We start from the raw sequence: 26,020 nt of genomic DNA, 5'->3' as shown, positions 1-26,020 counted from the left end.
TGCCTATGCTTTCACTGCGTGGTCCACGGCCTTGCGGACAGCCTTGTCGGCCTTCTTGAGCTTCTTGGTGGTGGTCTTCCGTGCGTCAGCGGCCAGGTGGCTGGCACCCTTGCGGGCATCGGCAGCCAGGTGCTCAGCCCGCCAGGCAAGGCTCGGCTTGCCCGCGGTGTCGACGGATGCAAGCAGCACCCCGCCGGTGAGGGTGACATTCTTCAGCAGTTGCGTGCGCCGCGCGTCCCGGCCTTCCTTGGTGGTGATGTCCGCGCTGCGCCACTCGACAAAGGCGTTCAGCGCTGAAATGACCGCCAGGACGGAGGCAGCGAGCCGTGCCGACTTGCCCAGGGCGAAGAGCACTCCGGCGCCCACCTGGGTGCCGCCGATGACGCGGGCCAGGACCTTTTCGTTCGTGGCGAACGGAAGGGATTCCGCTGCCCGGCGCAGCAGGGGGGACAGCTGCGTCGCAGTGTCATCCGCGTTCTTGAGCTTGTCCAGGCCGGCGAGAACGAAACTGGAGGCCAGCATGGGGCGGGCGAGAATACGGACAAACGACATGAATTTCCTCCTGGGTGGACGAGCCGCGGAACTTCTGCGGGGGAACCGGTTCTAGTCTTGCACTTTTGCGGAATATTTGCCCGCCGGCCGTGGTTGTGAAAAGCAGGTCCCGGTGGGTGAGGGAAGGTACTTGTTCACGGCCTCCGGCGCTGGCGAATGCCGCACGCCTTGGCCTGCTGCCCCGGCGCCCGCGCCGTGGACGCCGACACAGCAACACAGGGCCGGTTGCAAGGACACTGAGCGGAGATGGAGCTTTGACATTGGTTAGGGACAGCGTGGAACTCCTTGCGCCACTGGAGTTTTCCGGGCGCGGGGATGAGGCCGGCGGACGACCGCCGGGAGCTTCGCGACGCGTCACAGTAGACTTGAAGGCAATGAGCACCATTGATCCGGCCGTTGCGGCCATATATGAGGCTGCCGGAAACGACGCCAAGACCATCAGCGAGCGTCCGGCGGACGCCGGGGGCAGCAAGGACGGCGGGGTACGCCCCGACGCGGCGCTGGAAGCTGCGGAGCCGGAAGCTGAGGTGGACGTTGTCTCCGAAACCTCCGAGCAGCGCAGGCTGCGGTTCGAACGCGACGCCATGCAGTACGTCGACCAGCTGTATTCGGCTGCCATGAGGATGGCACGGAATCCTGCCGACGCTGAGGATCTGGTGCAGGAGGCATACACAAAGGCTTTCTCCGCGTTCCATCAGTACAAGCCCGGAACCAACCTCAAGGCGTGGCTCTACCGGATCCTCACCAACACGTACATCAATCTTTACCGCAAGAGGCAGCGCGAGCCGCTGCAGTCGAATTCGGACACCATTGAAGACTGGCAGCTGGCCCGGGCGGAGTCGCACACCTCTTCAGGGCTCCGCTCCGCCGAAGCGGAGGCACTGGACCACCTTCCCGATTCCGATGTCAAGCGGGCACTGCAAGCGATTCCGGAAGAGTTCCGCCTGGCGGTGTACTTCGCTGACGTGGAGGGCTTTGCCTACAAGGAAATCTCAGACATCATGAACACCCCCATCGGCACTGTGATGTCCCGGCTCCACCGCGGCCGCAAAATGCTGCGCGACATGCTCGGGGACTACGCCGCAGAGCGGGGTTTCAAAGCCGCAACCGAAACCGGCGCAGCGGCCGATAGCACAAAACAGGAGAACAGGAAATGAGCGACTGCCAGGGACTGGGCGATTGCGACGACGCCCGGATGCAACGTATATACGAATACCTGGACGGTGCGTTGACACACAGCGACATCGCCGAGATCAAGGATCACCTGGACGGTTGCCCGGAGTGCCTTGAGGAGTACGACCTCGAATGCGTCATTCGCAAGGTGGTCAAGCGGTCCTGTACGGAAGCCGCCCCGGAAAACCTGAAGAGTGCCATCCTGGACCGGATCCACGCGATCCGCCCTGTCGAAGCGTAGCTTCCCATGACGTTGCCGGACGGCGTCGCATCCTGACACTCACGGCATTCACGACGAAGGGCCCCGGAAACCATGTGGTTTCCGGGGCCCTTCGCTTTTAAGCTCATAATCCAAACCGTAGCTTAGGTGTTGGGGCGCTTCCCGTGGTTCGCGCCGCCACGCTTACGGTCACGACGTTTACGTGCACGCTTGCTCATAGCTGGCCTCCTTAATCTTGGTACTCAAAAGAGCTGCCCTCAAGTCTCCCACATCACGCGACGGCCCGCGAACCAGGCCCGCTTAGTGACTGTCGGCGTTCAGGGAGTTGCGGATGGAAATGCGGGCCTGGTCGAGGACCATCCGGATCGTTTCGAGTGTGACGCCGCTGATGGGTGCTGCGCCGGCCTGGACCCGAAGCTCAACCCGGAGGTCGTCCCTGAATGCCTGGATCAGCATTTCCGCTTCCTTCAGCGTCCGGTCGCCTTCGGGCGTATGCCGGCTTCCGCGGTCGGGGAAGGCTGCGGAACGTTCAGCCGACCTGGCGGCTTCTGCGGTGGCGGCAAGATCGGCCCGGAGCCCGCGCATGTTGGCCCGGATGTCCTCCCGGAGATTGTCGGCCAGCCGGCGTACGGAATCGGAGATGTCATTCTCGACGCCGGCGAGTTCATCCCTGCGCCGGTTGAGCTCCACCAGCCCGGCCGGGGTGATGCGGTAGTTGGTGCGGCGCCCCGCGGCCTCCGTGGCCACGAGCCCCTCTTCTTCCAACTTGCCGAGCCGCGGATAGATGGTGCCCGCGCTGGGGGAGTAGGTCCCGCCAAAGCGCTCACTGAGCGCTTTGATGAGTTCGTAGCCGTGCTTGGGACCGGACTCCAGAAGGGAGAGCAGATAGAGGCGAAGCGCTCCATGGGCGAAGACGGGAGGCATCTAGGCCTCCGTTTCGGCGTCCGCGGGCGACTTGCTGTGGATGATCGAGGTCTTTCCGGAGACGGAGTTGGTCCGGACGATCATCAGCTGCGCGTCAGGGCCGGCGATGGTCTGGATCTTGCCGCTGGGCTGGATGTACCTCTGGTCGTCGATGACCACGGCGCCGCTGGCGGATTTGGCCACGATGTCCACGCCGACGTCGTGGGGCAGCCGGATAGTCAGGTCGCCCGAGACGGAGTTGGCTCCGAAGTCGTGCGTGAATCCCTGGAGGTCAAAGCTCATGTCGCCGCTGACCGTGTTTGCGCGGATGTTGCTGAACCGGCCGGACGCTGTCACTTCGCCGGAGACGCTCTTGGCGGTGAGGACGCCGTCGTGGTTCCGGGCGATGACTTCGCCGCTAACGGTGTTGACATGGAGTTCGCCGGCGGTCTTGTCCGCCATGACGGATCCCGAGACGGTATTGAGCTTCGTATGGCCGCTGATGCCCGAGACCAGGCCGTCGCCGCTGACGGTGCCCGCTTCCACTTCCACTCCGGCCGGCAGCGCGATGCTGATGACCACGGAGTTGGTGCTGTTGTTGTTGACGGTGCCCATGAGGTTCTTGAACCAGCCCTGCGCGCCGTGCAGCTGGTGGCGCACCTCAAGCCTCCCGTTCGTCAGGGAGACGGCCAGCGGGTCCCCGTGGATGTCGGACACTTCGATCCGCGTGACGTCCTCGGCGTGGATCACCACGTCGAACCGTCCGCGGATGATTCCGAGCTTGAGTGACCTCACTCCGTCGACGTCGATGGTCTGCGGACCGGTGACGGTCCAGGCTCTCTCGTCCACAGTTCCTCCAAGTTGCGATATATCGTGAATATGGTTAGACGATATATCGCGTCTTGGGCAAAAGCAATAGACGAATGCGCCTACCGGTAGATCTTTCCGATGAGGGCGCGGGCAATGGTGGTGGCGGGGTCCCGGCCGTCCGGCGTCGGGGCCAGGTTGGTCCAGGCAACGAGGGTGACGTTGTTCGCCGGATCGTGGCCCGCGAAACTGTTGAAACCGGGCAGTTCACCGGTGCGCCCGAACAGCTGGCCGAACTTCGCGATCCCCAGCCCATAGAGTGCGTCGCCCGGGTCGTCAGCCTTCACCGGCCGGGGGCTTTCCATCCGCAGCTTCTGCAGTTCGGGCCCACGAGGTTTTCATGGCTGTCTGGTCTACGGGCTTCAGGGTGCCATCGGCTGCAGCCTTCTGCATGTCCCCGGGGAGGGCCGGATCATCAAGGGTCAGCACGTTGTTCCCGTACATGTACCCCTGCGGATCCGGTGCCGGAATTGCGTTGGACGCCTGTTCCGGAATCACGGATGCGGTGAGTCCGAGGGGGGTGAACAGCCTGTCGCGGAACGAGGCGGCAATCGGTTTGCCGTCCAGGGCTTCCGCGATCAGGCCGAGCAGCACCGTGCTGGTGTTGGAATAGTGGAGACCCCCGCCGGGAGCGAAGTATGGCGGATGGCGGAATGCCGCGGCGAGCAGTTCATCCGTGGACCACGCCCGGCACATCCGGACGGTAGGCGGCCACCGGGTCGTTGAGCTTGATCTTCCCTTCCTGGACCAACTGGAGAATGACGGTGGTGGTCCAGGTCTTCGTGATGGAGCCGATCCGGACATGGTCCGCCGGTGTTACGGGATCGTCGCCGCCCACGCTTCGCACGTCATTGGGTCACGGGCGGCGCTTGGGTGTCAAGCACTCCGCAGCACGTGCAGTACCGCCGGTATTACTCCGGGACGGCCATGCCGAGCCATTGGAACCAGCCGCGGTGCAACACAAGCCACGCCATCAGCCCGTAGCCGGCCTGTCCCGGCGTTCCGCCGTTGGCGGCCAGGTCCTGGCGCCACTGTTCGTGGTTGAGCAACGGGGAGAAGGTATCCACATACAGGTGCTTGCGCCGCGTGGTGACATCCGCGAAGGCCGTATTCAGTTCCCCAAGGCGGCGGTTCTGCGAGGGGTCCAGCGACGGCGGCGGACCCACCACAAAGACCTCGATTTTGTTCTGGGAGGCGGAGTCCAGGATGTTGGCAAGGTTCAGGCGGCTGCGGGCTGTGGAAAGGCCGAATTCGACGTCCCGTCCGCTCAGTCCGATCACCAGGCGGTTTTCGTGATTGTTGCCAAAACGCCGCCCGGCCTCGTCCAGCCAGCGGGCGGCCAGGCCCTCGGTGCCTTCCTGCGGGCAGGGGAGGGCGTAGCACTCAAGGGTGATGCCGTCCTGCGGGGTGCGGGCCAGCACACGGCCCAGCCAGCCAAGCGCCCGGGGGTCACCCAGGCCGGCCAACAGCTCATCCCCAACAGCCGCAATCCGCAGCTTCCTGTCTTCCACGACTACCTCTTAACCTCAATGTGCAACAAATTTCAGCGTTCCATGGAAACGGGTTCCTGGCCAACTCCGGCAGCTGGCGGCGGCAGCGTCCGCTCAGCAGCGCTGCCGCTTCCATTAAGCAGCGCTGCCCGGCCGGAGTCGTGTATTTCGAGTTCCGACCGGGCAGCGTTCAAGCTACTTCCGAGCAAACGCCTGCTTGAGGAGGGTATCCTGCTCCGCAGCGTGCCGCTTCATGGAACCGGCTGCCGTGGACGCCGAAGCCGGACGGGAAACCAGCTTCACCCGGCGGTCCAGTGCCTCGGGCAGGTTCAGGCCCATGAACGGCCACGGGCCCTGGTTGGCCGGTTCGTCCTGTGCCCACACCACTTCGGCGTTGGGGTACTTGGCGAGCTCGGCAGCGATTTCAGCGGCGGGCAGCGGGTAGAGCTGCTCGACGCGGACGATCGCCGTCGTCTTGTCGCCGGTCTTCTGCCGTGTGGACAGGAGATCGTAGTACAGGCGGCCGGACACCAGCAGCACACGCTCGACGGCGTCTGCCTGCAGCTGTTCGTGCTCGCCGATGACGGGCTTGAACGCGCCGGTGGTGAAGTCCTCCACCGAAGAGGCCGCAGCCTTCAGGCGGAGCAGCTGCTTGGGCGTGAAGATGATGAGCGGCTTGCGCGGCCGGCTGTACGCCTGGCGGCGCAGCAGGTGGAAGTGCGAAGCCGACGTCGTGGGGTTGGCCACGATCATGTTCTCTTCGGCACACAGCTGCAGGAAGCGCTCGATCCGTGCGGACGAGTGGTCCGGGCCCTGGCCTTCATAACCGTGGGGCAGCATGAGCACCAGCGAGGAACGCTGGCCCCACTTTTGCTCGGCCGAGGAGATGAACTCATCGATGATGGTCTGCGCGCCGTTGACGAAGTCACCGAACTGCGCTTCCCACAGCACCAGGGCATCGGGGCGCTCCACGGAGTAGCCGTATTCGAAGCCCATCGCAGCGTATTCGGACAGCAGGGAGTCGTAGATCCACAGTTTGGCCTGGTCGTCGGAGAGGTTGCCCAGGGGCAGCCATTCGTTGCCGTTGGCGCGGTCGTGGAACACTGCGTGGCGTTGCACGAAGGTTCCGCGGCGGGAATCCTGGCCGGCGAGCCGGACCGGAACGCCTTCCATGATCAGCGAGCCAAAGGCTGCGATCTCGCCGAAGCCCCAGTCGATGCCGCCTTCGCGGGACATCTGTTCGCGCTTCTCCAGCAGCTGCTTGAGCTTGGCGTGGACCGTGAAGCCTTCGGGGATCTCGATGTGGGCCTTGCCGATACGCGCCAGGGTCTCCGCGGAGATCGCGGTGGACGCCGGAGCGTTGATGCCGAAATCGGACTGCTGGGCGCTGGGCCGCTCGATGTCGGACACTGCGGCGGAATCCGCCGTGATGATCGGGATCGGTGAGGTCTGGGCTGCATGGGTCTCGGCGAAGACCCGCTCCAGCCGTTCCTGGTAGTCGCGGAGCAGCTGCTCGGCTTCTTCCTCGGTGATGTCCCCGCGGCCGATCAGGGACTCCGTGTACAGCTTGCGGACCGAGCGCTTGGCTTCGATCAGGTTGTACATCAGCGGCTGGGTCATCGAGGGATCGTCGCCCTCGTTGTGCCCGCGGCGCCGGTAGCAGACCATGTCGATGACAACGTCCTTGTGGAAGCGCTGGCGGAACTCGTAAGCGAGCTGGCCGATGCGGACCACGGCCTCCGGGTCGTCACCGTTCACGTGGAACACCGGAGCCTGGATCATCTTGGCGACGTCCGTGGAGTAGGTGGAGGAACGCGACGAGGACGGAGCAGTGGTGAAACCAACCTGGTTGTTGACCACCACGTGGATGGTACCGCCGGTGCGGTAACCGCGCAGCTGGGAGAGGTTGAGCGTTTCCGCCACCACGCCCTGGCCCGCGAAGGCCGCGTCGCCGTGCACCATGATGGGCAGCACGGGGAAGGCCTCGCCCTGGTCCAGACGGTCCTGCTTGGCGCGGACAATTCCTTCAAGGACCGAGTCCACGGCCTCGAGGTGCGAGGGGTTGGCGGCCAGGTAGACCTTGGTCTCCTTGCCGCTGTCCGAGGTGAAGGTGCCCTCGGTGCCGAGGTGGTACTTGACGTCGCCGGAGCCCTGCACGGAGCGCGGGTCCTGGGTGCCCTCGAATTCGCGGAAGACCTGTGCATAGGTCTTGCCGGCGATGTTGGTGAGCACGTTCAGGCGGCCGCGGTGGGCCATGCCGATGGCCACTTCGTCGAGATCGTCGTCGGCTGCATCGGAGATGATGGCGTCCAACAACGGGATCAGCGATTCGCCGCCCTCCAGCGAGAACCGCTTCTGCCCCACGAACTTGGTCTGCAGGAAGGTTTCGAAGGCTTCCGCGGCATTGAGCTTGGACACAATGCGCAGCTGCTCTTCGCGGCTCGGCTTGGAGTACTCGTGCTCCAGCTGGTCCTGGAACCACTTGCGCTCGGCCGGGTCCTGGATGTGCATGTATTCGATGCCGGTGGTGCGGCAATAAGCGTCACGGAGCACGCCGAGGATGTCGCGGAACGCAAGCATGGGCTTGCCGCCGAAGCCGCCGGTGGGCCACTCGCGGTCAAGGTCCCACAGGGTCAGGCCGTAGGTGAGGACATCGAGGTCCGGGTGCTTCCGCTGGACGTATTCCAGCGGATCCGTGTCCGCCATGAGGTGGCCGCGGACGCGGTAGGAGTGGATCAGCTGCTGGATCCGGGCGACCTTGTTGATCTGGTCGGCCGGGTCGACCTGCAGGTCGGGGCTCCAGCGCACGGGCTCGTAGGGGATGCGCAGGGCCTCGAAGATTTCGTCATAGAAGTTCTGCGCACCCAACAGGAGCTGGTGCACGAGCTTCAGGAACTCGCCGCTGCCGGCGCCCTGGATGACGCGGTGGTCGTACGTGGACGTCAGCGTGAGGACCTTGCTGATGGCGTTCTGCGCGATGATTTTCTCGCTGGCGCCCTGGAACTCGGCCGGGTAATCCAGCGCGCCGACGCCGATGATGGCGGCCTGGCCCTTGGAGAGGCGGGGCACGGAGTGTACGGTGCCGATGCCGCCCGGGTTGGTGAGCGAAACCGTGGTGCCGGAGTGGTCATCGGCGGTCAGCTTGCCGTTGCGGGCGCGCTTGATCAGGTCCTCGTAGGTGTGCCAGAACTCGGAGAAGTTGAGGGTCTCCGCCTTCTTGATGTTCGGCACCATCAGCAGGCGGGTGCCGTCCGGCTTGGGCATGTCGATGGCGATGCCGAAGTTCACGTGGGCGGGCTGGACCGCAACGGGCTTGCCGTCCACTTCGTCGTAGTAGACGTTCATGGAGGGGAACTGGGACAGGGCGCGGATGACGGCATAGCCGATCAGGTGCGTGAAGGAAACCTTGCCGCCGCGGGCGCGGGCCAGGTTGGAGTTGATGACCACGCGGTTGTCGATCAGCAGCTTGGCCGGAATGGCGCGGACGCTGGTTGCCGTGGGAACTTCCAGGCTGGTGACCATGTTGGAAGCGATGGCCTTTGCCGGTCCGCGGAGGACGGAGACGACGTCCTCTTCCGGAGCGGTGGGGGCCTTGATGTTCTTGGGCAGCTGGGCCGGGATGGGCGGCGTGCCTGCGGATTCGGGCTTCTTTGCGCCGTCGCGGGCTACAGTTGCAGGTGCTTTCTTCGCCGGTGCTGCAGCCGGAGCTGCCTGCGGCTGGGCGGAAGCGGTCTGGGGGGAAGCCGGCTGTGCAGCTGCAGCCGCTGCGGGTTTCGCCGGTGCTGCCGGCGACGGTGCCGGTGCCGCCGGAGCGGGAGCTACAACTGGAAGTTCGCGGGTTGCGGGGTCTGCGGGAGCCGGTGCGCCCGAGGTCCCGTTGGAAGACGAGCTGTCACCGGCGTCGAAGGATTCGAACAGGGGCCACCACTTGGCATCTACCGTGTTCTTGTCCTGCTGGTAACGCTCGTACAGTTCGTCAACGAGCCACTCGTTTCCGCCAAATTCCTCTGGTAGACGGTGGCTAGGCTGCTCTGGCACTTGAAATACGCCTCTTCCATGAGTTTGATTTCCCTCTGGTCGCCTTCGGTGCCTCAGCACAACAATCGAACCAGTTCTCTGCGTCCTGTGAACCCAGACCTTTGCCAGTCTAGTGACGATCCTCGGTTAACTGCCAATAAGGGTGACCCAAATCATGTAGCGGCGAAACTATTGGGCAAATCGGCCCCCGGAGCTGCCCCCGGAGCCGCCTTGGGAGACGTCCGTGGCGCTGCTCCCGGCGCCGTCCCGCCGGGGACCGCGCTCTCGCCTAGACTCGCACTGGGAACACCATTTTCGACGAGGAGCAGCCGTGCGTTTTTTGAGTGAACCGTCCACCGACCTGACCTACTCGGACGCCTTCCTGGTGCCCTCGCGTTCCGACGTCACCTCGCGGCTGGATGTTGACCTGGCGGCGGACGACGGCACCGGCGCCTCCATTCCGCTGGTGGTGGCGAACATGACGGCCGTGACCGGAAAGCGCATGGCCGAGACCATGGCGCGCCGCGGGGGACTGGCCGTCCTTCCGCAGGATGTTCCGCTCGATGTGCTCCGCGACGTCACTGCCTGGATCAAGTCGCGCCATACCGTCTTCGAAACACCGGTGAGCCTGCTGGCCTCGGAAACCGTCATCGACGCCCTCCATCTGATGGGCAAACGGCCCCATGGAGCAGTGGCTGTCATGGACGACGCCGGGAATGTTGCCGGCGTGGTCCGCGCCGCGGACTGCGAGGGGCAGGACCGCTTTGCCTCGCTGGCGTCGGTCATGCGCCAGGCTCTGGTGCTGGATGCCTCCGCCTTCGGCGCCGGGCCGGTCGCGGGGGACGCGGCCGTGGGCGGCCGTGACGCTTCGCTGCGAAATGCCTTCGAGGCCATGGACGCCGCGGGGACGGACTTTGCGCCCGTCCAGCTCGGCGGCTCCCTCGCGGGAGTCCTCACCCGCAAGGGTGCCCTGCGGTCCACCATCTACCGTCCGCTGCTGGACGCGGCGGGGAAGCTCAAGGTGGCTGCCGCCGTCGGAATTAACGGTGACGTGGCCGGCCGGGCAGCGGAACTGCTCGCCGCCGGCGTTGATGTCCTGGTGATCGATACCGCGCACGGGCACCAGCAGAAGATGTTCGACGCCCTGGCGGCCGTCCGGAGCCTTGACCCCGCCGTTCCGATTGTGGCCGGCAACGTCGTCACGGCGGATGCCACCCGGGAGCTGATCGACGCCGGGGCGGACATCGTCAAGGTGGGCGTCGGACCGGGGGCCATGTGCACCACGCGCATGATGACGGCGGTGGGCCGCCCCCAGCTGTCCGCCGTGCTGGAGTGCGCGGCTGCTGCGCGCGACGCCGGCGGGCGGATCTGGGCCGACGGCGGCGTACGGTATCCGCGGGATGTGGCCCTGGCACTGGCGGCCGGTGCCAGCCAGGTGATGATCGGTTCGTGGTTCGCGGGGACCCATGAAAGCCCGGGGGACCTGCAGACGGACGCGAACGGACGCCTTTATAAGGAGAGCTTCGGCATGGCATCGGCCAGGGCCGTGCAGAACCGGAACCAGCGGGAGGGCGCTTTCGAAAAAGACCGCAAGGCACTCTTCGAAGAAGGCATCTCCACGTCACGCATGTACCTGGACCCCGCCCGTCCGGGGGTGGAGGATCTCGTGGACACGATTACTGCAGGGCTGCGCAGTTCGATGAGCTACGCCGGCGCCGCGGACCTCGCCGGTTTCCGCGAGCGCGCCGTGGCGGGAATCCAGTCGGCTGCCGGCTACGAGGAGGGCCGTCCCGTTCCGCAGAGCTGGTGACGGATGCGCGCAGGGGAGCGGTTAGTCCCTGCAGAACCGCTCCTGTGCGCTGTGGCTGCTCCTGTAGACTGAAATTCTTATGGACAGTAAATCTAGGTGCCGGCCTGGGCGCTGTCAGCGGAGCATGAACACCAGCTTCCCGCAGCCCACCCACAGAGCCGGCAAACCCCGTTCACGCGCCCATCACTCTGCAGCAGTCCGTGCCGCAGCCTTCCAGGAAACAGGGTCGGCACCGGCCGACCATCCTCCGCCGGCCCGCCTTCGCGGCAACACCGTCTTCCCCCGGGTAGCTCCGTACCCGGCGCCTGCCGGCTCCCGGAAACGGATACCGTTCCCGGGACGGCCGGAGGCAAGCCGCTGATGGAATGGCTTCTCCTGGGAGCAGGCATCCTGCTCATCCTCGGTACGGGCTTCTTCGTCGCCGTGGAGTTCTCACTCGTTGCCCTTGACCAGGCCACTGTCCAGCGGGCCGTAGACAGCGGCGACGCCGCGGCCGTACCGCTGCTCAAGTGCCTGAAATCGCTGTCCACCCAGCTGTCCAGCTGCCAGCTCGGAATCACGCTGACCACCCTGCTGACCGGCTATGTCATGGAGCCGTCCGTAGGCAAGCTGCTGGAAGGGCCGCTGACCGTGGCCGGCGTTCCGGAAGCGGCAGCTGCTTCGGTCTCCCTCGTGATGGCCATGACCATTGCCACCCTGCTGTCCATGCTGATCGGCGAGCTCGTGCCCAAGAACATGGCCATTGCGCTGTCCTTGCCGATCGGCAAGGCCGTCGCCCGGCCGCAGCTGGTGTTCACCGCCGTCTTCAAGCCGGCGATCATCGTGTTGAACGGCTTCTCCAACAAGGTGCTGAATGTCTTTGGACTCGAAGCCAAGGAGGAGATCTCCGGTGCCCGGACACCGGCCGAACTGGCATCCCTGGTGCGCCGTTCCGCCGCCATGGGAACGCTTGACCCCGGAACAGCAAACTTCATTGCCCGGACGCTGAAGTTCTCCGGCCGGACCGCCGCCGACGTCATGACGCCCAGGATCCGGCTGGAAACCATCGGCGCCGCGCAGCCCGTGTCGGACATCATCGACGCCGCCCGGCGGACAGGCTATTCACGCTTCCCGGTCATCGGTGAGTCCGCCGACGACATCCGGGGCCTGGTGCACGTGAAAAAGGCGATCGCCGTCCCTTCGGACCGGCGCGCCAACCTTGAGGCCGGAGCCATCATGACGGACGTCCTGAGGGTTCCCGAGACCATCCACCTGGATGGACTGCTGGCAGAACTCCGCGAAGGAAACATGCAGCTGGCCGTGGTGCTGGATGAATACGGCGGCACGGCCGGCATCGCCACGCTTGAGGACCTCGTGGAGGAAATCGTCGGGGAAGTCGCCGATGAACATGACAAGGTGCGGCCGGGACTGCTCCAGAGCGCCTCGGGGGACTGGTACTTCCCCGGCCTGCTGCGTCCGGACGAACTGTCCGAACAGATCCCCGGATTGACGGTTCCTGATGAGTCCGCCTATGAAACCGTGGGCGGCTATGTCATGAGCCAGCTCGGCCGGATCGCCGCAGTCGGGGACACCGTGGACGTCGGCGGGGGCACCCTGAGTGTGACCCGGATGGACGGGCGCCGGATCGACCGGATCTGCTTCAAGCCTGTTCCCGTCCTCGGCGAAGAACACGCGGCCGGCCAGGGAGGCACGGCATGAGCGACTGGGTAGGAATTCTCTGGCTGGTGCTCCTGCTGATCGGGAACGCGTTCTTCGTGGCCGCGGAGTTCGCGGTGATGTCCGCCCGGCGGAGCCAGATCGAGCCGCTGGCTGAAGCGGGGTCCCTGCGGGCTCAGACCACGTTGCGGGCCATGGAAAGCGTGTCCCTCATGCTCGCGTGCGCCCAGCTGGGCATCACGGTCTGCTCCCTGCTGATCCTGCAGGTGGCTGAGCCGGCCATCCACCACCTGATGGCCGTGCCGCTGGAAGCCGTGGGTGTGCCGACGGAACTCGCGGACGTCGTGGCCTTCGCCGTGGCACTCCTCGCGGTGACCTTCCTGCACGTGACGTTCGGCGAGATGGTGCCCAAGAACATTTCGGTATCCGTCGCGGACAAGGCGGCACTGCTGCTGGCGCCGCCGCTGATGTTCATCGCACGCCTCGTGAACCCGGTGATCGTGGCCCTCAACTGGTCTGCCAACCACATCCTGCGCCTGCTGCGGATCGAGCCCAAGGACGAGGTCAACTCCTCGTTCACCTTGGAGGAGGTCCAGTCCATCGTGCAGGAGTCCACCCGGCACGGACTCGTGGATGACGACGCCGGCCTCATCACCGGCGCACTGGAATTCTCCGAGCACACGGCGTCCCGGGTCATGGTTCCGCTGGACAAGCTGGTCATGATGCAGTCGCCCACCACGCCGGTTGAGTTCGAAAAAGCCGTCAGCCGTACGGGGTTCTCCCGGTTCCCGATGATGGACGAGGACGGCATGCTTTCGGGCTACCTTCACATCAAGGATGTGCTGTCCATCCCGGAAGCCGGATATGAGCATCCGATTGCCGAAAGCCGGATCAGGTCCCTGGCGAACCTGTCCATGGATGACGAGATCGAGAAGGCGATGTCCGTGATGCAACGCACGGGCTCGCACCTGGCGCGCGTCATCGGACCGGACGGTAAGACCAGGGGTGTGCTGTTCCTGGAAGACGTTATCGAACAGCTCGTGGGTGAGATCCGTGATGCCACCCAGGCGAAGGGAATCCGCCGGCTTGGCCAGCGGAACGGCGACTAGGAGTCAGCGGAGGGCGCAACCGGACGCGGTAGCCCTAAATAGGAATGATTCCTATTTAGGGCTACACTCGTCTTGTTGCTAATGCTCCTGATTCTCATGTAGCAAGTCCAGACAACCAGATCCGAGGTCCTTCCGTGCGCCGTTCCGCAGTCTTCTCCGTCACCGCCCTTGCCGGCCTGAGCCTGGTGCTGTCAGCCTGCAGTACGACGACGGGCGGCCAGCCTGCGGCGTCCGGCACCATTGAAGTTGTCACTTCCACGAACGTTTACGGGGACATCGTCCGGGAAATCGGCGGCGACAAAGTGAACGTCAAAGCACTGATCAGCAAGGTCAGCCAGGATCCGCATTCCTATGAGGCCACCACGCAGGACAAGCTTGCGGTCTCGAAGGCCCGGCTGGTGGTTGAAAACGGCGGCGGCTATGACGACTTCATCCACAAGCTGGCCGACGACAGCAACGTGGGCCACGACAACATCATCAGCGCAGTCGAAGTCTCCGGGCTTGCCCCCGAAGAAGAGCCGGCGTCCGGGTCCACGGCCGGGGCCGACGACCACGGGCATGCCCACGATCACGGAGCCTTCAATGAGCACGTCTGGTACAGCTTCGATGCCATGACCAAGCTGGCCGACGCCGTCGAAGCCAAGCTTGCAGCGTTGGAGCCGGCGTCCGCGACGACCTTCCAGGCCAATGCCGCCGCCTTCAAAAAGGAGATCGCCGGGCTGAACGCAACGGTGGCCGGTCTCGCCGCCACGGCAGCCCAGGCTCCCGTTGCGGTGACCGAACCGGTGCCGCTGTACCTGATCGAGGCCGCGGGCCTGGTGAACAAAACTCCTGCCGACTACACGGCCGCCATCGAGGAAGATGCCGATGTGCCGCCCGCTGCCCTCAAGGAAGCCACGGAGCTGGCAGGATCAAAGGACATCAAGTTCCTGGCGTACAACACGCAGACGGAAGGTCCGCAGACGCAGGCCCTCAGGAAGGCCGCCGAGGCCGCCGGCGTCCCCGTGCTTGACTTCAGCGAAACCCTTCCGGAAGGGACGACGTACGTGCAGTGGATGAGCAGTAACGTGGACAGCATCGCGCAGGCCCTGAAAAAGTAGCCGTCACCCCGCGGCCCCGCCGTCCCGCCGGGGGGAAATCACGCCCCCGGCAACGGACCGCACGGGTTGAACCATCCCCGGACGGCCCGTCCTAAGATGGTGGGGGCGCTTCGCCCCGTATGAATCGAGGATTAAGAACGTTGAAACCGGTAGTGAGCCTCCGCGGAGCCACCCTGAAGTTCGGGAAACGGACATTGTGGGAGGACCTGGACCTCGACATCAACCCCGGCGAGTTCTTTGCGGTCCTCGGCCCGAACGGCAGCGGCAAAACCACGTTCCTGAAAGTCCTGCTGGGCCTGCAGGACCTCCATTCCGGGACCGCAACACTGGGCGGCCGCCCGGTGGAGCGGGGCAGTAAGCTGATCGGCTATATTCCGCAGCAGAAATCCTTCGCACCGGATACGCCACTGCGTGCCCGGGACCTCGTGGGACTTGGCGTGGACGGCCACCGCTGGGGACTCCGGCTGGGCGCCGCCAAGGCCAACCGCAGGATCGACGAGCTGCTGGACCTCGTGGGAGCGGCAGACTATGCCAAGGTCCCGGTGGGCCAGCTGTCGGGCGGCGAACAGCAGAGGCTAAGGGTCGCCCAGTCGCTGGCCTCGGATCCGCGGGTCCTGCTGTGCGACGAACCGCTGCTGTCCCTGGACCTTCAGCACCAGCAGGCCGTCAGCGCACTGATCAACGAGCAATGCCGCAGCAAGGACAGCGCCGTCGTATTTGTCACGCACGAGATCAATCCGATCATCGACTATGTGGACCGCGTCCTCTACCTTGCCGGCGGACGGTTCCGGGTGGGCAAGCCCGCAGAGGTGATGACAACCGAGGTGCTCTCCGGGCTTTACGGCAGCCGGGTTGAGGTAATCCGGGCCAACGGCCGGATGATCGTCGTGGGGCTGCCGGAGGGTGTCACCCACCACCACGAGGACGCACATTCAGTGGCAGGGGAGGTGGGCTAGATGGATTTCGACGGCATCCTGCGTTCCATCTTCAATTTTGACAACTACGGCGAGCTCCTGGCCCTGGTCCAGAACTCCATCTGGGCAGGAGCGCTGCTTGGCCTGCTGGGCGGGCTCATGGGTACGTTTGTGATGAAGCGGGACCTCGCCTTCGCGGTCCACGGAATCTCCGAGCTTTCCTTTGCAGGTGCAGCCTTCGCGCTGCTGATCGGAGCCAACGTCGTGTTCGGATCCCTCGTCGGTTCGGTGCTCGCGGCGCTGCTCCTGGGCGTAATGGGAGTCCGTGCCCGGGACAAAAACTCCATCATTGGCGTGATCATGCCGTTCGGCCTGGGCCTGGGCATCCTCTTTCTTTCGCTGTACGAGGGGCGGGCCTCCAACAAGTTCGGCCTCCTGACGGGGCAGATCGTGTCCGTGGATACGGTTCAACTGCAGGTACTGGCCACGGCGGCGCTGGTAGTGATGATCGCGCTGGTGGCCATCTGGCGTCCGCTCACATTTGCCAGCGTGGACCCGGAAGTGGCGGAAGCCCGCGGCGTACCCGTCCGGACGCTGGGCATCGGGTTCATGGTGCTGCTGGGAATCAGCGTGGCGCTGTCCATCCAGGTGGTAGGGGCACTCCTTGTGCTCGCCCTGCTGATCACTCCGGCCGCTGCCGCGCTTCGCGTAACCTCATCGCCCCCGCTGGTGGTGATTCTCAGCGTGGCCTTCGCAGTGACCGCCACCGTGGGCGGCATCATGCTGGCCCTCGGCGGCCGGATACCCATCAGCCCCTACGTGACCACCCTGTCATTCCTGATCTACGTTGTGTGCCGGATCATTGGCGGCATACGGGCCGGGCGCGGCCTCAACGGACGCGTCCTGCCGGCCGGGGCTGGCACCTCTTAGCCCGCCGCGGCCTTGCGGGCCGTGCAGTCCGGGCACAGCCCGAAAATCTCCACGGTGTGGGCCACTTCGGTGTAACCGTGCTCCGCGGCGGTCCGCGCAGCCCAGGTCTCCACAGCGGGAGCTTCCACTTCCACGGCCTTGCCGCAGTTGCGGCACAGCAGGTGATGGTGGTGGCCTGTGACGGCGCACCTCCGGTAGACGGCCTCGCCCTCGCCGTTGCGCAGGACATCCACGAGACCGTCGTCAGCAAGCGACTGAAGGATCCGGTAGGCAGTGGCCAGCGACACCGAGGTGCCCTGGTTCTGCAGCATCCGGTAGAGCTCCTGGGTGCTGACGAAGTCGTCCAGCTCATCCAGGGCGGCGCTCACCGCCAGTCGCTGCTTGGTGACACGCTGCTCCCGGCCGCCGGCGGAAACCGGTGCGGATAGCTTTGTGCCTTCGGCTTTGGCGCCGTGGGCCATGGATTGACTCGCTTCCCTAAGGGGTGTTGGCAATGTCCAAGATTACCAGCCGGGAGTTCACGGACAGGTTCGTGGACGGGTTCGTGGACACTGCCGCGCGGCCCACCCTAGGCTGGCTCCATGAAGCTGACTAAATACACCCACGCCTGTGTCCGGCTCGAGAAGGACGGCCAGGTGCTGGTGATAGATCCCGGCACGTTCTCCGAAACCGGACAGGCCCTCGAAGCGGCAGGAGCCGTCCTGGTCACCCACGAGCACGGCGACCACATTGATGTACCGGCCGTGGTGTCAGCGCTGCGGGACAATGACTCGCTCCAGGTCTTTGCCCCGGCGGGAGTGGCGGCAAAACTGCGGTCCGAGGCGCCGTTTGCCGAGTCGCGGATCAGCGACGTCGAACCTGGCGAGGCATTCACCGCCGTCGGCTTCGAGGTTCAGGCGTTCGGCGGCCAGCACGCCCTGATCCACCCCCAGATCCCCGTGGTGGCGAACATCGGATACCTGATCGACTCCAACGTGTACCACCCCGGGGACTCGTTCGTGATTCCGGACGGCATTGGCGTCCGGACACTCCTGGTCCCGGTGCACGCGCCCTGGAACAAAGTGGGCGAGGTGGTGGATTTCGTCATTGGTGTCCGCGCCGCCAAGGCATTCCCCATCCACGACGCCCTGCTCAATGAAACCGGCCTCGGCCTGATCGAAGGGCACGTGAAGCGGCTCGGGGCAAAATACGGCACCGAGTACGCCCACCTCTCCAGCGGGGAATCCGTGGAGGTCTAGGCGCGCCAGGTTCCGGTGTCGAAAAAGTCCCTGATGGCGGCCTCGTGCGGCCTCGGGTCCAACCCGCGCGCCGCCAGCCACTCGGTGTTGTAGTAACTCCCGGCGTACCGGTCGCCGCCGTCGCACATCAGCGAGACCACGCTTCCCCGCCGTCCCTCCGCGACCATTCCGGCGATCAGCTGCCACACGCCCCACAGGTTGGTTCCGGTGGACGGACCCGCATGCAGCCCGGCCAGGTCCCGCAGGTGCCGCATGGCCGCCACCGAGGCAGCGTCGGGGACCTGGATCATGTGGTCTATCACGGCCGGCACGAAGCTGGGTTCCATCCGGGGCCTGCCGATGCCCTCGATGCGGGACGGCATACCGGTGCTGAAGCCGGCGACGCCGTCCCGCCAGCCGGGGTAGAAGGCGGAGTTCTCCGGGTCCACGACCGCGAGCTCCGTGTCATGGCGGTGGTAGCGCAGGTAGCGGCCGATGGTGGCGCTGGTTCCGCCGGTACCGGCACCCACCACGATCCAGCGGGGGACGGGGTGCTCTTCGAGGGCCAGCTGCTGGAAGATGGACTCGGCGATGTTGTTGTTGCCCCGCCAGTCCGTGGCCCGCTCGGCGTAGGTGAACTGGTCCATGTAGTGCCCGCGAGCGGTGCGCGCGACTTCCTCCGCGGCGGAATACACCTCAGAGGCATGGTCCACCAGGAGGCAGGACCCGCCGAACTGCTCAATGAGGGCAATCTTCTCCGGGCTGGTGGTGCGGGTCATCACAGCGATGAACGGCAGGCCAAGGAGCTGGGCGAAGTAGGCCTCCGAGACAGCCGTACTGCCGCTGGAGGCCTCCACGATGGTGGTGTCCTCCCGGATCCAGCCGTTGACCAGGCCGAAAAGGAACAGTGAGCGCGCCAGCCGGTGCTTCAGGCTGCCGGAGCGGTGCGTGGACTCGTCCTTCAGGTAGAGCTGGACGCCCCAGTGCTCCGGAAGCGGAACGGAGTAGAGGTGCGTGTCCGCAGACCTGTTGTTCTCGGCGTTGATCCTGCGGACGGCTTCATCCGCCCACGCCCGGTCCTGTTTGCCCGCACGGTTGCCCATTTTGTTCACCAATTCAGCCTACCCGGGACAGCGGGCGTCCACGGATACAGTGGGTACCGGCTGCCCGTCCGCGTTGTGCGCCGGCCGGACAGTTTGACATCCGAATTAAAGGAGATTTGATGAACCCCCTGATGGACGTGTCCGCGCTGAACCACCGGATGACCTCCGGCGGGCGCACCGTTCTGCTGGATGTGCGCTGGGCGCTGGGCGATCCCCATGGCCGCGAACACTATCTTGAGGCGCATATTCCCGGCGCTATCTACGTTGACCTGCCCACCGCGCTGGCAGCGCCGGCGGACCCCGGCCAGGGCAGGCATCCCTTGCCGCCGCTGCAGCAGTTCCAGGAATCGGCGCGGTGCTGGGGAATCCGGGACAACGACGTCGTGGTGGCCTATGACGACACAGGCAGCACCGCTGCCGCCAGGCTGTGGTGGATGCTGCGCAACGCCGGGGTGTCCACCGTCTTCCTGCTCGACGGCGGCCTGTCCGCCTGGCGGGCCGCCGGATACCCCGTGGAGGGCGGCCTCGAGCAGGCTTCGCTGGGTGATGTCACACTGACCGACGGAGCGATGCCCGTTATCGACGCAGCCCAGGCCGCGCAGTGGCCCGGGCGGGGAGTCCTGCTGGACGCGCGGGCGGCCGAACGCTACCGCGGCGAGATCGAACCGGTGGATCCGCGGGCAGGGCACATTCCGGGCGCTGTGAGCGCCCCGACGGCCGGCAACATTGGAAGCGACGGACGTTTCCTGCCGCCGGAGGAGCTGCGCGGGCGTTTCACCGCCTTGGGCGTCAGGGCGGATGTGCCCACCGCTGTCTACTGTGGCTCCGGCGTCACTGCTGCGCACGAAATAGCCGCACTGGAAATCGCCGGTTTTCCGGCTGCACTCTACCCAGGCTCGTTTTCGCAATGGTCCAATGACCCCGCCAACGTGGTGGCCACGGGAGCGGCCCCGTGAGCCCGACTCCGATTGGAGCGCCGGCCGGGGGCGGGGGTAGCGTCGGAGGATGACTCCCGGACGCCCCTTACCACCGCCCCTCGCCAAGCCGCTCCCCGGCAACCCGCCGCCAGGCGGACACCAGCCTGAACCTGCATCCCCCACGCCGCCGCGGCTCGCCGCGGCCTACGGGGCTACGGCCGCCGGCAGCGGACTGGTTCCGCTGACCGTCGCCCGCCGGGTTCCGAAGGACGACGACGTCGAGATCGCCATAGAGTTCTGCGGCCTCTGCTATTCGGACGTGCACGCAACGCGCGGCGAGTGGGGCGCGCAGAACTACCCGCTGGTGCCGGGCCACGAAATCGTGGGCCGCGTCAGCCGCGTGGGAATCGCCGTGGAAGACTTCGCGCCGGGCGACCTCGTCGGCGTGGGATGCATGGTGGATTCCTGCCGTGAATGCGACAGCTGCCTGGACGGGCTGGAGCAGTACTGCGAAAACGGCATGACCGGCACTTACGGAGCGGTGGATGCCCGCAACGGCGGCGCCGTCACGCAGGGCGGCTACGCCACGTCTGTGGTGGTGGACCGCCGCTATGTGCTGCGGGTTCCGGAAAACCTCGACCCCGCCGCCGTCGCACCGCTCCTCTGTGCCGGCATCACCACCTATTCCCCGCTGCGGCACTTTGACGTCGAAGCCGGAGACGTTGTGGGGGTGGTGGGGCTCGGCGGACTGGGCCACATGGCCGTCAAGCTCGCCAAGGCCATGGGTGCCGAGGTGAAGGTGTTCACCACTTCGGAGTCGAAGGTGGCCGCGGCCCGTGAGCTGGGCGCTGACGGCGTCATCCTGTCCCGCGACGAAGCGTCCATGACGGCCGCGGACCGTAGTATCGACGTCATCATCGACACGGTGGCGGCACCGCATGACCTAAACCCCTACTTCCGGACCCTTCGCCGGGACGGAGCCCTCTTCCAGCTCGGCCTGCCTTCAGGGGCCACGCCGCCAGTCAACCCGGGGACCCTGATCCGGCGCCGGATCGCCTACGCGGGCTCACTCATCGGAGGCATCGCCGAGACCCAGGAGATGCTGGACTTCTGTGCAGAACACGGCGTCGTTTCCGATGTCGAGGTGGTGGGCGCGGAGCAGTTGAACGAGGCCTATGACCGTATGGTGGCAGGTGACGTCAAGTATCGTTTTGTCCTGGACACCAGTACCCTCGGGACCCCTTCGGAAAAGGCAGACGCATGAGCACCGTTTTCACCAAGATCATCAACGGCGAGATCCCCGGCCGCTTCGTCTGGCGGGACGAGGACGTAGTGGCATTCCTGACCATGGGCCCGCTTGCCGACGGCCACACCCTGGTGGTTCCGACGGAGGAAGTGGACCGCTGGACGGACGCTCCGCCCGCCCTCCTGGCCCGCGTGATGGAAGTTGCGCGGAAGATAGGTGCTGTCCAGGTCGATGTTTTTGACGCCGCACGGGCAGGGCTCATCGTGGCCGGGTACGAGGTCAACCACCTCCACGTCCATGTGTGGCCGTCCAACTCCATGGCCGACTACGACTTCGGCTCGGTGGACCACAACCCGGACCCCGCGCAGCTGGACGCCAACGCCGAAAAGCTCCGGGAAGGGCTCCGCGAGGCGGGCCACGGAGACCACGTTCCCACGGCCTGACGTTTCCGCCGCAGGCACCGGCGTGGCTCCCTTGCGGGTGCTACGCCGGGGCCAGCGCCTTGTTCAGCACCGTGCGGATCCGCTTCTCGGAGACTGAATAGGCCGTCCCGAGTTCGACGGCGAAGAGGCTCACCCGCAGTTCCTCAATCATCCAGCGCACCTGTGTTAACTCCGCGCCCGCGCGGCGCCCCGGCAGCAACGCGGAGACAGCGTCATCGTAGTCGTCTTCCAGCCCCTGGACGGCTGCCATGCTCAGGGCGTCCCGCTGGACGTTGCCGGGCAGCTTCTCCAGCCGCTTCTCGATCGCGGCGAGATAGCGCGGCAGCTGGCTGAGCTGTGAGTAGCCCGTCCGTGCCACAAAGCCGGGGAAGACGAGCTGTTCGAGTTGGCTTTTCACATCGTTGAGCGCGCTGATGAGTGCCAGGCTTGTGGTGCCCTTCAGCTGCTTCTCGATCCGGCGCGTGCTGGCAAGAATGCGCTCCACCACTGCGGTGACCGTGAACACCGTGTCGATGAGCTCGGCCCGGACCTGCTCGTACAGTGACTTGAAGGACGCCTCGTCCCAAGGCAGTTCGGCTGGCGTTAGCTTGTCGATCGCGGCCAGCGCGCAGTCCGCGATCAAGGCGGACACGGAGCCATGCGGATTCTGGCTGAAAGTCAGCTTCTCCGTGTTGTTCAGGTGTTCCAGGACGTAGCGGTCCGGCGCCGGGACCTTCAGCGCAAGGAGACGGATGACGCCGCCGCGCATGGCCTGTTCCTGTTCGGAGGTGGTCTGGAACAGCCGGAGTGCAACGGACGTGCCCTCGTCGACCAGGGCGGGGTAGCCGGTGACAGTATGCCCTTTCACCATGCCCTGGACCTGGCGCTGCACGGTTCCGAAGGTCCAGTCCGTCAGCCCGGACTTCTCTGCGAAGCCCGGTGTCACGGCACCGTTTGGGGACGGTGTGAAGGTGCCGGCATTCTTCGGTGCCTGCGCGGACTGCCCGCGCTGTGCGCCCTTCGGGCCTTTCGGGGCTGTCGTCACGGGGGTTGCCCCCAGCGATTCGGCGATCGCCCGCCGGGTGGCCGGGGCCAGCCGCTCCTGCAGTGCCGCAAGGTCCTTGCCCTCATCCAGGACCTTGCCTTGGGAATCAACCACGCGGAAGCTCACCCTGAGGTGGGCGGGCACGGCTCCCCAGTTCCACGAACCCGGCGGAATGACCTGTCCGCGGATCCGGCGGAGGACCAGTTCCAGTGAGGGTTCGAGATCGTCGGCGGCCGGATCGAAGTCCGCCTCCAGTGCCGCCACCGCCTGGCGGGCGACGTCCGGGGCGGGCACGAAATTCTTCCGCACCTGCTTGGGAAGCGACTTGATCAGGGCCGTGACCAGCTCCACGCGCTGGCCGGGGATGAGCCAGCGGAAGGCGGCGTCGTCGAGCTGGTTCAGGAAGAGCACCGGAACCTCGGCGGTGACGCCGTCGGACGGGTTGGGCGGCGAGCCGGGCGCCACCGGATGGAACTCGTAGCTCAGCGGAAGCTCGAAGCCCTTGTGCAGCCAGGTTTTCGGGTAGGCCGAATCATCAAGCGCGTCTGCGTCCTCGCTGATCAGGAGGGACTGGTCGAACGCCAGCAGGGCGGGGTCCTGCTGGCGTGCTTCCTTCCACCACTTGTCGAAGTGCCGCTCGGACACCACGTCCTTGCCGATCCGGGCGTCGTAGAACTCGAAGAGTGTCTGGTCGTCCACCAGGATGTCCCGGCGACGCATCCGCGCCTCCAGCTCTTCGATCTCCTGAAGCAGGGCACGGTTGCGGTGGAAGAACTTGTGGTGGGTCTGCCAGTCGCCCTCGACGAGGGCATGCCGGATGAAGAGTTCCCGGCACAGCTCCGGATCCACCTTGCCGTAGTTGATCCGGCGGCTGGGGATGATGGGCACTCCATACAGGGTGACCTTTTCGTGGGCCATCACCGAGCCCATCTTCTTGGACCAGTGCGGCTCACTGTAGCTGCGCTTGACCAGATCCGGCGCCACCTGTTCGGCCCAGAGCGGATCGAACTTCGCGGCGACGCGGGCCCACAACCGGCTCGTTTCCACCAGTTCGGCGGCCATCACAAAGGTGGGGGACTTCTTGAACAGTGCTGAGCCGGGGAAGATCGCGAAGCGGCTGCCGCGGGCGCCCGCGTATTCGCGTTTGCGCTCGTCGAGGATACCGATGTGGCTCAGCAGGCCGGAGAGCAGGCTGATATGGATGCCCTCATGGTTTCCCACGGGATCGGCCAGGCGCTTGTTGTCCAGGCTGATGCCCAGCGGGCGGGCGAGCTGGCGCAGCTGGGCGAAGAGGTCCTGCCATTCCCGCACCCGCAGGTAGTTGATGAACTCGGTCCGGCACAAACGGCGGAACTGCGTGGAGGACAGTTCCTGCTGCTTCTCCTGGAGGTAGTTCCAGAGGTTCAGGAACCCGGTGAAGTCCGAGTTCTCGTCCCGGAACCGCGCATGCTTTTCCGCGGCGAGCTGTTGCTTGTCGGTCGGTCGTTCGCGCGGGTCCTGGATGGTCAGCGCAGCGGCGAGGATCATGACTTCGCGGACGCAGCCGCGTTTGCCGGCTTCCACGATCATCCGGCCCAGCCGCGGGTCCACCGGCAGCTGGGCGAGTTTTTGCCCGACGGCGGTCAGTCCGCCGCCGCCGTTCCTGCCAGCCGCAGCCCCTGCGGCACCCTGCGGACGGGCGGCGCTCAGGGCGCCGAGTTCGCGCAGGAGCGTGACGCCGTCGTTGATCGCGCGTGAATCGGGCGGCTCCACGAACGGGAAGTTTTCCACGTCCTTGGGTCCGCGGGCCACCCCCATGGCTGTCATCTGCAGGATGACTGCCGCGAGGTTGGTGCGCAGGATCTCCGGGTCGGTGAACTGCGGCCTGGACTCGTAGTCTTCCTCCGAGTACAGCCGGATGGCGATGCCGTCGGACACGCGGCCGCAGCGGCCGGAGCGCTGGTTGGCCGAGGCCTGGGACACGCGTTCGATCGGCAGCCGCTGCACTTTGGTCCGGTGCGAGTACCGCGAGATGCGCGCGGTGCCGGTGTCCACGACGTACTTGATGCCGGGCACCGTCAGGGACGTTTCAGCGACGTTGGTGGCCAGCACGATCCGCCGTTTGCTGCCTGGGTGGAACACCTTGTGCTGTTCCTGCAGGCTCAGCCGGGCGAAGAGGGGGAGAACCTCCGTGCCGGCCAGCCGCCGGTTCGACTGGATACGGGCGTTGAGGGCCTCGGCGGCGTCTCTGATTTCGCGCTCGCCGGAGAAGAAGATGAGGATGTCGCCCGGCGCTTCGAGGGCCAGTTCGTCGACGGCGTCGCAGACGGCGTCAAGCGGGTCACGGTCCTCCTCGAGTTCATCGTCGGAGGTGTTGTCTTCTTCGTCGCCAGGCGCGGCTCCGCCAGCCGGCTGGGACAGCGGCCGGTAACGGATTTCCACCGGGAATGTCCGTCCGGACACCTCGATGATCGGGGAGGGCTCCTCCTCGGTGCCGAAGTGCTTGGCGAACCGTTCCGGGTCGATGGTGGCGGAGGTGATGATGATCTTCAGGTCGGGGCGCTGCGGCAGGATCCGCTTGAGGTACCCGAGGATGAAGTCGATGTTGAGGCTACGCTCGTGGGCCTCGTCGATGATGATGGCGTTGTACTTGCGCAGCAGCTTGTCGCGCTGGATTTCCGCCAGCAGGATGCCGTCGGTCATGAGCTTGACCTTGGTGGACCGGCTGACCTCGCCGGTGAAGCGGACCTGGAAGCCCACTTCCTGGCCGATCTCGACGCCGAGTTCCTCCGCAATGCGCTCCGCCACGGTCCGGGCAGCAAGGCGGCGCGGCTGGGTGTGGCCGATCAGTCCGTTCTCGCCCAGGCCCAGTTCCAGGCACATCTTGGGAATCTGGGTGGTCTTGCCGGAGCCGGTCTCGCCGGCGATGATCGTCACCTGGTTTGCCGCAATGGCGGCCATCAGGTCCTCGCGGCGCTCGGAAACCGGCAGCTCGGCGGGGTAGGAAATATGAAAAGTCATGGCTGGACACAGTCTACTGCGGCCGCGGCCGGCTGCTGCGTTCTGCTGTCCCGCGGCGAAGGACCCGGCCCACAGGCGGGCCGGGTCCTTCCTGGTTGTTGTGCCCGCTGCCCGGGGTGAAACGGGATCCGGGCGTCACCGCTGTCAGTAGTTCCGCAGGGTGTAGCTGATGCTTGGCAGGTCCAGCGCGGACCAGTCCTGCTCCGAGCGCTCGGGAGGTGTGTGGCCCCGACCGTCTTTAAGGAGCGCGGCGATGGTGGCCGGCAGGATGATGAGCAACAGGACGATGAGTACAACTCCGAAGGTTTCCATGCCTCCATGTTTCTCCT

General features: G+C 65.7%; 23 protein-coding genes and 1 pseudogene. 12 read left to right on the top strand and 12 right to left on the bottom strand.

The annotated features are described in order from the left end of the window. Nucleotides 1-3 precede the first annotated feature (3 nt). Entirely contained in the window at nt 4-552 is a 549-nt protein-coding gene (locus ACSQ12_RS13800; RefSeq protein ID WP_011692493.1) for a DoxX family protein, read from the bottom strand. Nucleotides 553-926: 374 nt separating this feature from the next. Between ACSQ12_RS13800 and ACSQ12_RS13795 the strand changes: the two genes are divergently transcribed. Both ACSQ12_RS13795 and rsrA read left to right on the top strand, forming a co-directional pair. Next, nucleotides 927-1,709, top strand: coding sequence for a sigma-70 family RNA polymerase sigma factor (locus ACSQ12_RS13795; RefSeq protein WP_436065754.1), 783 nt, complete (start codon nt 927-929; stop codon nt 1,707-1,709). Beyond that, nucleotides 1,706-1,966 (top strand): mycothiol system anti-sigma-R factor, encoded by a 261-nt coding sequence (gene rsrA, locus ACSQ12_RS13790; protein WP_011692491.1) that lies wholly within the window; start codon nt 1,706-1,708, stop codon nt 1,964-1,966. Before ACSQ12_RS13795 ends, rsrA begins: the two co-directional genes overlap by 4 nt. A 122-nt stretch (nt 1,967-2,088) precedes the next feature. Here rsrA and ACSQ12_RS13785 read toward each other — a convergent pair whose 3' ends face one another. From ACSQ12_RS13785 to ACSQ12_RS13755, 7 genes and pseudogenes are all read right to left on the bottom strand, one after another. Then, nucleotides 2,089-2,163 carry a 50S ribosomal protein bL37 gene (locus tag ACSQ12_RS13785; RefSeq protein ID WP_369299106.1) on the bottom strand — a complete coding sequence of 25 codons (75 nt, stop codon included), beginning with the start codon at nt 2,161-2,163 and terminating at the stop codon, nt 2,089-2,091. A gap of 82 nt (nt 2,164-2,245) precedes the next feature. Continuing rightward, nucleotides 2,246-2,869 carry a PadR family transcriptional regulator gene (locus tag ACSQ12_RS13780; RefSeq protein WP_436065753.1) on the bottom strand — a complete coding sequence of 208 codons (624 nt, stop codon included), beginning with the start codon at nt 2,867-2,869 and terminating at the stop codon, nt 2,246-2,248. Further along, a complete protein-coding gene (locus ACSQ12_RS13775; RefSeq protein WP_436065752.1) occupies nt 2,870-3,697 on the bottom strand; it encodes a DUF4097 family beta strand repeat-containing protein in 828 nt (275 codons plus the stop codon). 80 nt (nt 3,698-3,777) lie between these two features. After that, nucleotides 3,778-4,020, bottom strand: coding sequence for a hypothetical protein (locus ACSQ12_RS13770; RefSeq protein ID WP_436065751.1), 243 nt, complete (start codon nt 4,018-4,020; stop codon nt 3,778-3,780). After that, nucleotides 3,992-4,553 (bottom strand): annotated as a pseudogene (locus ACSQ12_RS13765) (serine hydrolase domain-containing protein). Before ACSQ12_RS13765 ends, ACSQ12_RS13770 begins: the two are co-directional and overlap by 29 nt. A 73-nt stretch (nt 4,554-4,626) precedes the next feature. Then, nucleotides 4,627-5,226 carry a GDSL-type esterase/lipase family protein gene (locus ACSQ12_RS13760; protein ID WP_209743618.1) on the bottom strand — a complete coding sequence of 200 codons (600 nt, stop codon included), beginning with the start codon at nt 5,224-5,226 and terminating at the stop codon, nt 4,627-4,629. 174 nt (nt 5,227-5,400) lie between these two features. Continuing rightward, a complete protein-coding gene (locus ACSQ12_RS13755) occupies nt 5,401-9,243 on the bottom strand; it encodes a multifunctional oxoglutarate decarboxylase/oxoglutarate dehydrogenase thiamine pyrophosphate-binding subunit/dihydrolipoyllysine-residue succinyltransferase subunit (RefSeq protein WP_209743620.1) in 3,843 nt (1,280 codons plus the stop codon). A gap of 310 nt (nt 9,244-9,553) precedes the next feature. On the opposite strand from ACSQ12_RS13755, the gene ACSQ12_RS13750 reads away from it, so the two are divergent. The 6 genes from ACSQ12_RS13750 (at nt 9,554) to ACSQ12_RS13725 (ending at nt 16,741) form a co-directional block, all read left to right on the top strand. Next, on the top strand, nt 9,554-11,032 hold the full coding sequence (locus ACSQ12_RS13750) for a GuaB1 family IMP dehydrogenase-related protein (protein ID WP_436065750.1): 1,479 nt from the start codon (nt 9,554-9,556) through the stop codon (nt 11,030-11,032). Nucleotides 11,033-11,392: 360 nt separating this feature from the next. Next, the gene (locus ACSQ12_RS13745) at nt 11,393-12,730 is read left to right on the top strand and encodes a hemolysin family protein (RefSeq protein ID WP_436065749.1); all 1,338 of its coding nucleotides are present in this window, start codon (nt 11,393-11,395) and stop codon (nt 12,728-12,730) included. Next, entirely contained in the window at nt 12,727-13,797 is a 1,071-nt protein-coding gene (locus ACSQ12_RS13740; RefSeq protein ID WP_436065748.1) for a hemolysin family protein, read from the top strand. Before ACSQ12_RS13745 ends, ACSQ12_RS13740 begins: the two co-directional genes overlap by 4 nt. Nucleotides 13,798-13,931: 134 nt before the next feature. Beyond that, complete coding sequence (locus ACSQ12_RS13735) at nt 13,932-14,897, top strand: metal ABC transporter solute-binding protein, Zn/Mn family (protein WP_209743628.1); 966 nt, start codon at nt 13,932-13,934, stop codon at nt 14,895-14,897. A gap of 119 nt (nt 14,898-15,016) precedes the next feature. Then, nucleotides 15,017-15,853, top strand: coding sequence for a metal ABC transporter ATP-binding protein (locus ACSQ12_RS13730; protein WP_209743630.1), 837 nt, complete (start codon nt 15,017-15,019; stop codon nt 15,851-15,853). Further along, nucleotides 15,854-16,741, top strand: a complete 888-nt coding sequence (locus ACSQ12_RS13725) for a metal ABC transporter permease (RefSeq protein ID WP_436065747.1) — start codon at nt 15,854-15,856, stop codon at nt 16,739-16,741. It abuts the gene before it with no gap. Here ACSQ12_RS13725 and ACSQ12_RS13720 read toward each other — a convergent pair. Beyond that, entirely contained in the window at nt 16,738-17,202 is a 465-nt protein-coding gene (locus ACSQ12_RS13720; protein WP_209743634.1) for a Fur family transcriptional regulator, read from the bottom strand. The genes ACSQ12_RS13725 and ACSQ12_RS13720 overlap by 4 nt on opposite strands. Before the next feature lie 120 nt (nt 17,203-17,322). Here ACSQ12_RS13720 and ACSQ12_RS13715 point away from each other — a divergent pair, with 120 nt between their 5' ends. Next, nucleotides 17,323-17,979 carry an MBL fold metallo-hydrolase gene (locus tag ACSQ12_RS13715; RefSeq protein ID WP_209743636.1) on the top strand — a complete coding sequence of 219 codons (657 nt, stop codon included), beginning with the start codon at nt 17,323-17,325 and terminating at the stop codon, nt 17,977-17,979. Here ACSQ12_RS13715 and ACSQ12_RS13710 read toward each other — a convergent pair. Next, nucleotides 17,976-19,061 (bottom strand): PLP-dependent cysteine synthase family protein, encoded by a 1,086-nt coding sequence (locus ACSQ12_RS13710; RefSeq protein WP_436067002.1) that lies wholly within the window; start codon nt 19,059-19,061, stop codon nt 17,976-17,978. The genes ACSQ12_RS13715 and ACSQ12_RS13710 overlap by 4 nt on opposite strands. Nucleotides 19,062-19,180: 119 nt before the next feature. On the opposite strand from ACSQ12_RS13710, the gene ACSQ12_RS13705 reads away from it, so the two are divergent. Genes ACSQ12_RS13705 through ACSQ12_RS13695 form a run of 3 tightly spaced genes read left to right on the top strand, consistent with a single transcriptional unit; the run spans nt 19,181 to nt 21,667 of the window. Continuing rightward, on the top strand, nt 19,181-20,017 hold the full coding sequence (locus ACSQ12_RS13705) for a sulfurtransferase (protein ID WP_436065746.1): 837 nt from the start codon (nt 19,181-19,183) through the stop codon (nt 20,015-20,017). Between the two features lie 49 nt (nt 20,018-20,066). Further along, on the top strand, nt 20,067-21,242 hold the full coding sequence (locus tag ACSQ12_RS13700; RefSeq protein ID WP_436065745.1) for an NAD(P)-dependent alcohol dehydrogenase: 1,176 nt from the start codon (nt 20,067-20,069) through the stop codon (nt 21,240-21,242). Then, entirely contained in the window at nt 21,239-21,667 is a 429-nt protein-coding gene (locus ACSQ12_RS13695; protein WP_209743640.1) for an HIT family protein, read from the top strand. The genes ACSQ12_RS13700 and ACSQ12_RS13695 overlap by 4 nt, the downstream gene beginning before the upstream one ends. A gap of 40 nt (nt 21,668-21,707) precedes the next feature. On the opposite strand, the gene hrpA is transcribed toward ACSQ12_RS13695, so the two are convergent. Both hrpA and ACSQ12_RS13685 read right to left on the bottom strand, forming a co-directional pair. Beyond that, the gene (gene hrpA, locus ACSQ12_RS13690) at nt 21,708-25,691 is read right to left on the bottom strand and encodes an ATP-dependent RNA helicase HrpA (RefSeq protein WP_436065744.1); all 3,984 of its coding nucleotides are present in this window, start codon (nt 25,689-25,691) and stop codon (nt 21,708-21,710) included. Between the two features lie 144 nt (nt 25,692-25,835). Further along, a complete protein-coding gene (locus ACSQ12_RS13685; RefSeq protein WP_209743645.1) occupies nt 25,836-26,003 on the bottom strand; it encodes a hypothetical protein in 168 nt (55 codons plus the stop codon). Between the last annotated feature and the right edge of the window lie 17 nt (nt 26,004-26,020).

This window comes from Arthrobacter sp. LjRoot14 (assembly GCF_964253905.1).
GTDB lineage: Bacteria > Actinomycetota > Actinomycetes > Actinomycetales > Micrococcaceae > Arthrobacter.
This window is presented reverse-complemented; position numbering and strand designations above follow the sequence as displayed.

What these genes read in the sequence shown, in the direction of transcription:
- ACSQ12_RS13800 (WP_011692493.1), bottom strand. Translation starts at nt 552, where the DNA reads ATGTCGTTTGTCCGTATTCTCGCCCGCCCCATGCTGGCCTCCAGTTTC.
- ACSQ12_RS13795 (WP_436065754.1), top strand. Translation starts at nt 927, where the DNA reads ATGAGCACCATTGATCCGGCCGTTGCGGCCATATATGAGGCTGCCGGA.
- rsrA (WP_011692491.1), top strand. Translation starts at nt 1,706, where the DNA reads ATGAGCGACTGCCAGGGACTGGGCGATTGCGACGACGCCCGGATGCAA.
- ACSQ12_RS13780 (WP_436065753.1), bottom strand. Translation starts at nt 2,869, where the DNA reads ATGCCTCCCGTCTTCGCCCATGGAGCGCTTCGCCTCTATCTGCTCTCC.
- ACSQ12_RS13770 (WP_436065751.1), bottom strand. Translation starts at nt 4,020, where the DNA reads ATGGAAAGCCCCCGGCCGGTGAAGGCTGACGACCCGGGCGACGCACTC.
- ACSQ12_RS13745 (WP_436065749.1), top strand. Translation starts at nt 11,393, where the DNA reads ATGGAATGGCTTCTCCTGGGAGCAGGCATCCTGCTCATCCTCGGTACG.
- ACSQ12_RS13740 (WP_436065748.1), top strand. Translation starts at nt 12,727, where the DNA reads ATGAGCGACTGGGTAGGAATTCTCTGGCTGGTGCTCCTGCTGATCGGG.
- ACSQ12_RS13730 (WP_209743630.1), top strand. Translation starts at nt 15,017, where the DNA reads ATGAATCGAGGATTAAGAACGTTGAAACCGGTAGTGAGCCTCCGCGGA.
- ACSQ12_RS13725 (WP_436065747.1), top strand. Translation starts at nt 15,854, where the DNA reads ATGGATTTCGACGGCATCCTGCGTTCCATCTTCAATTTTGACAACTAC.
- ACSQ12_RS13720 (WP_209743634.1), bottom strand. Translation starts at nt 17,202, where the DNA reads ATGGCCCACGGCGCCAAAGCCGAAGGCACAAAGCTATCCGCACCGGTT.
- ACSQ12_RS13715 (WP_209743636.1), top strand. Translation starts at nt 17,323, where the DNA reads ATGAAGCTGACTAAATACACCCACGCCTGTGTCCGGCTCGAGAAGGAC.
- ACSQ12_RS13710 (WP_436067002.1), bottom strand. Translation starts at nt 19,061, where the DNA reads ATGGGCAACCGTGCGGGCAAACAGGACCGGGCGTGGGCGGATGAAGCC.
- ACSQ12_RS13705 (WP_436065746.1), top strand. Translation starts at nt 19,181, where the DNA reads ATGAACCCCCTGATGGACGTGTCCGCGCTGAACCACCGGATGACCTCC.
- ACSQ12_RS13700 (WP_436065745.1), top strand. Translation starts at nt 20,067, where the DNA reads ATGACTCCCGGACGCCCCTTACCACCGCCCCTCGCCAAGCCGCTCCCC.
- ACSQ12_RS13695 (WP_209743640.1), top strand. Translation starts at nt 21,239, where the DNA reads ATGAGCACCGTTTTCACCAAGATCATCAACGGCGAGATCCCCGGCCGC.
- hrpA (WP_436065744.1), bottom strand. Translation starts at nt 25,691, where the DNA reads ATGACTTTTCATATTTCCTACCCCGCCGAGCTGCCGGTTTCCGAGCGC.
- ACSQ12_RS13685 (WP_209743645.1), bottom strand. Translation starts at nt 26,003, where the DNA reads ATGGAAACCTTCGGAGTTGTACTCATCGTCCTGTTGCTCATCATCCTG.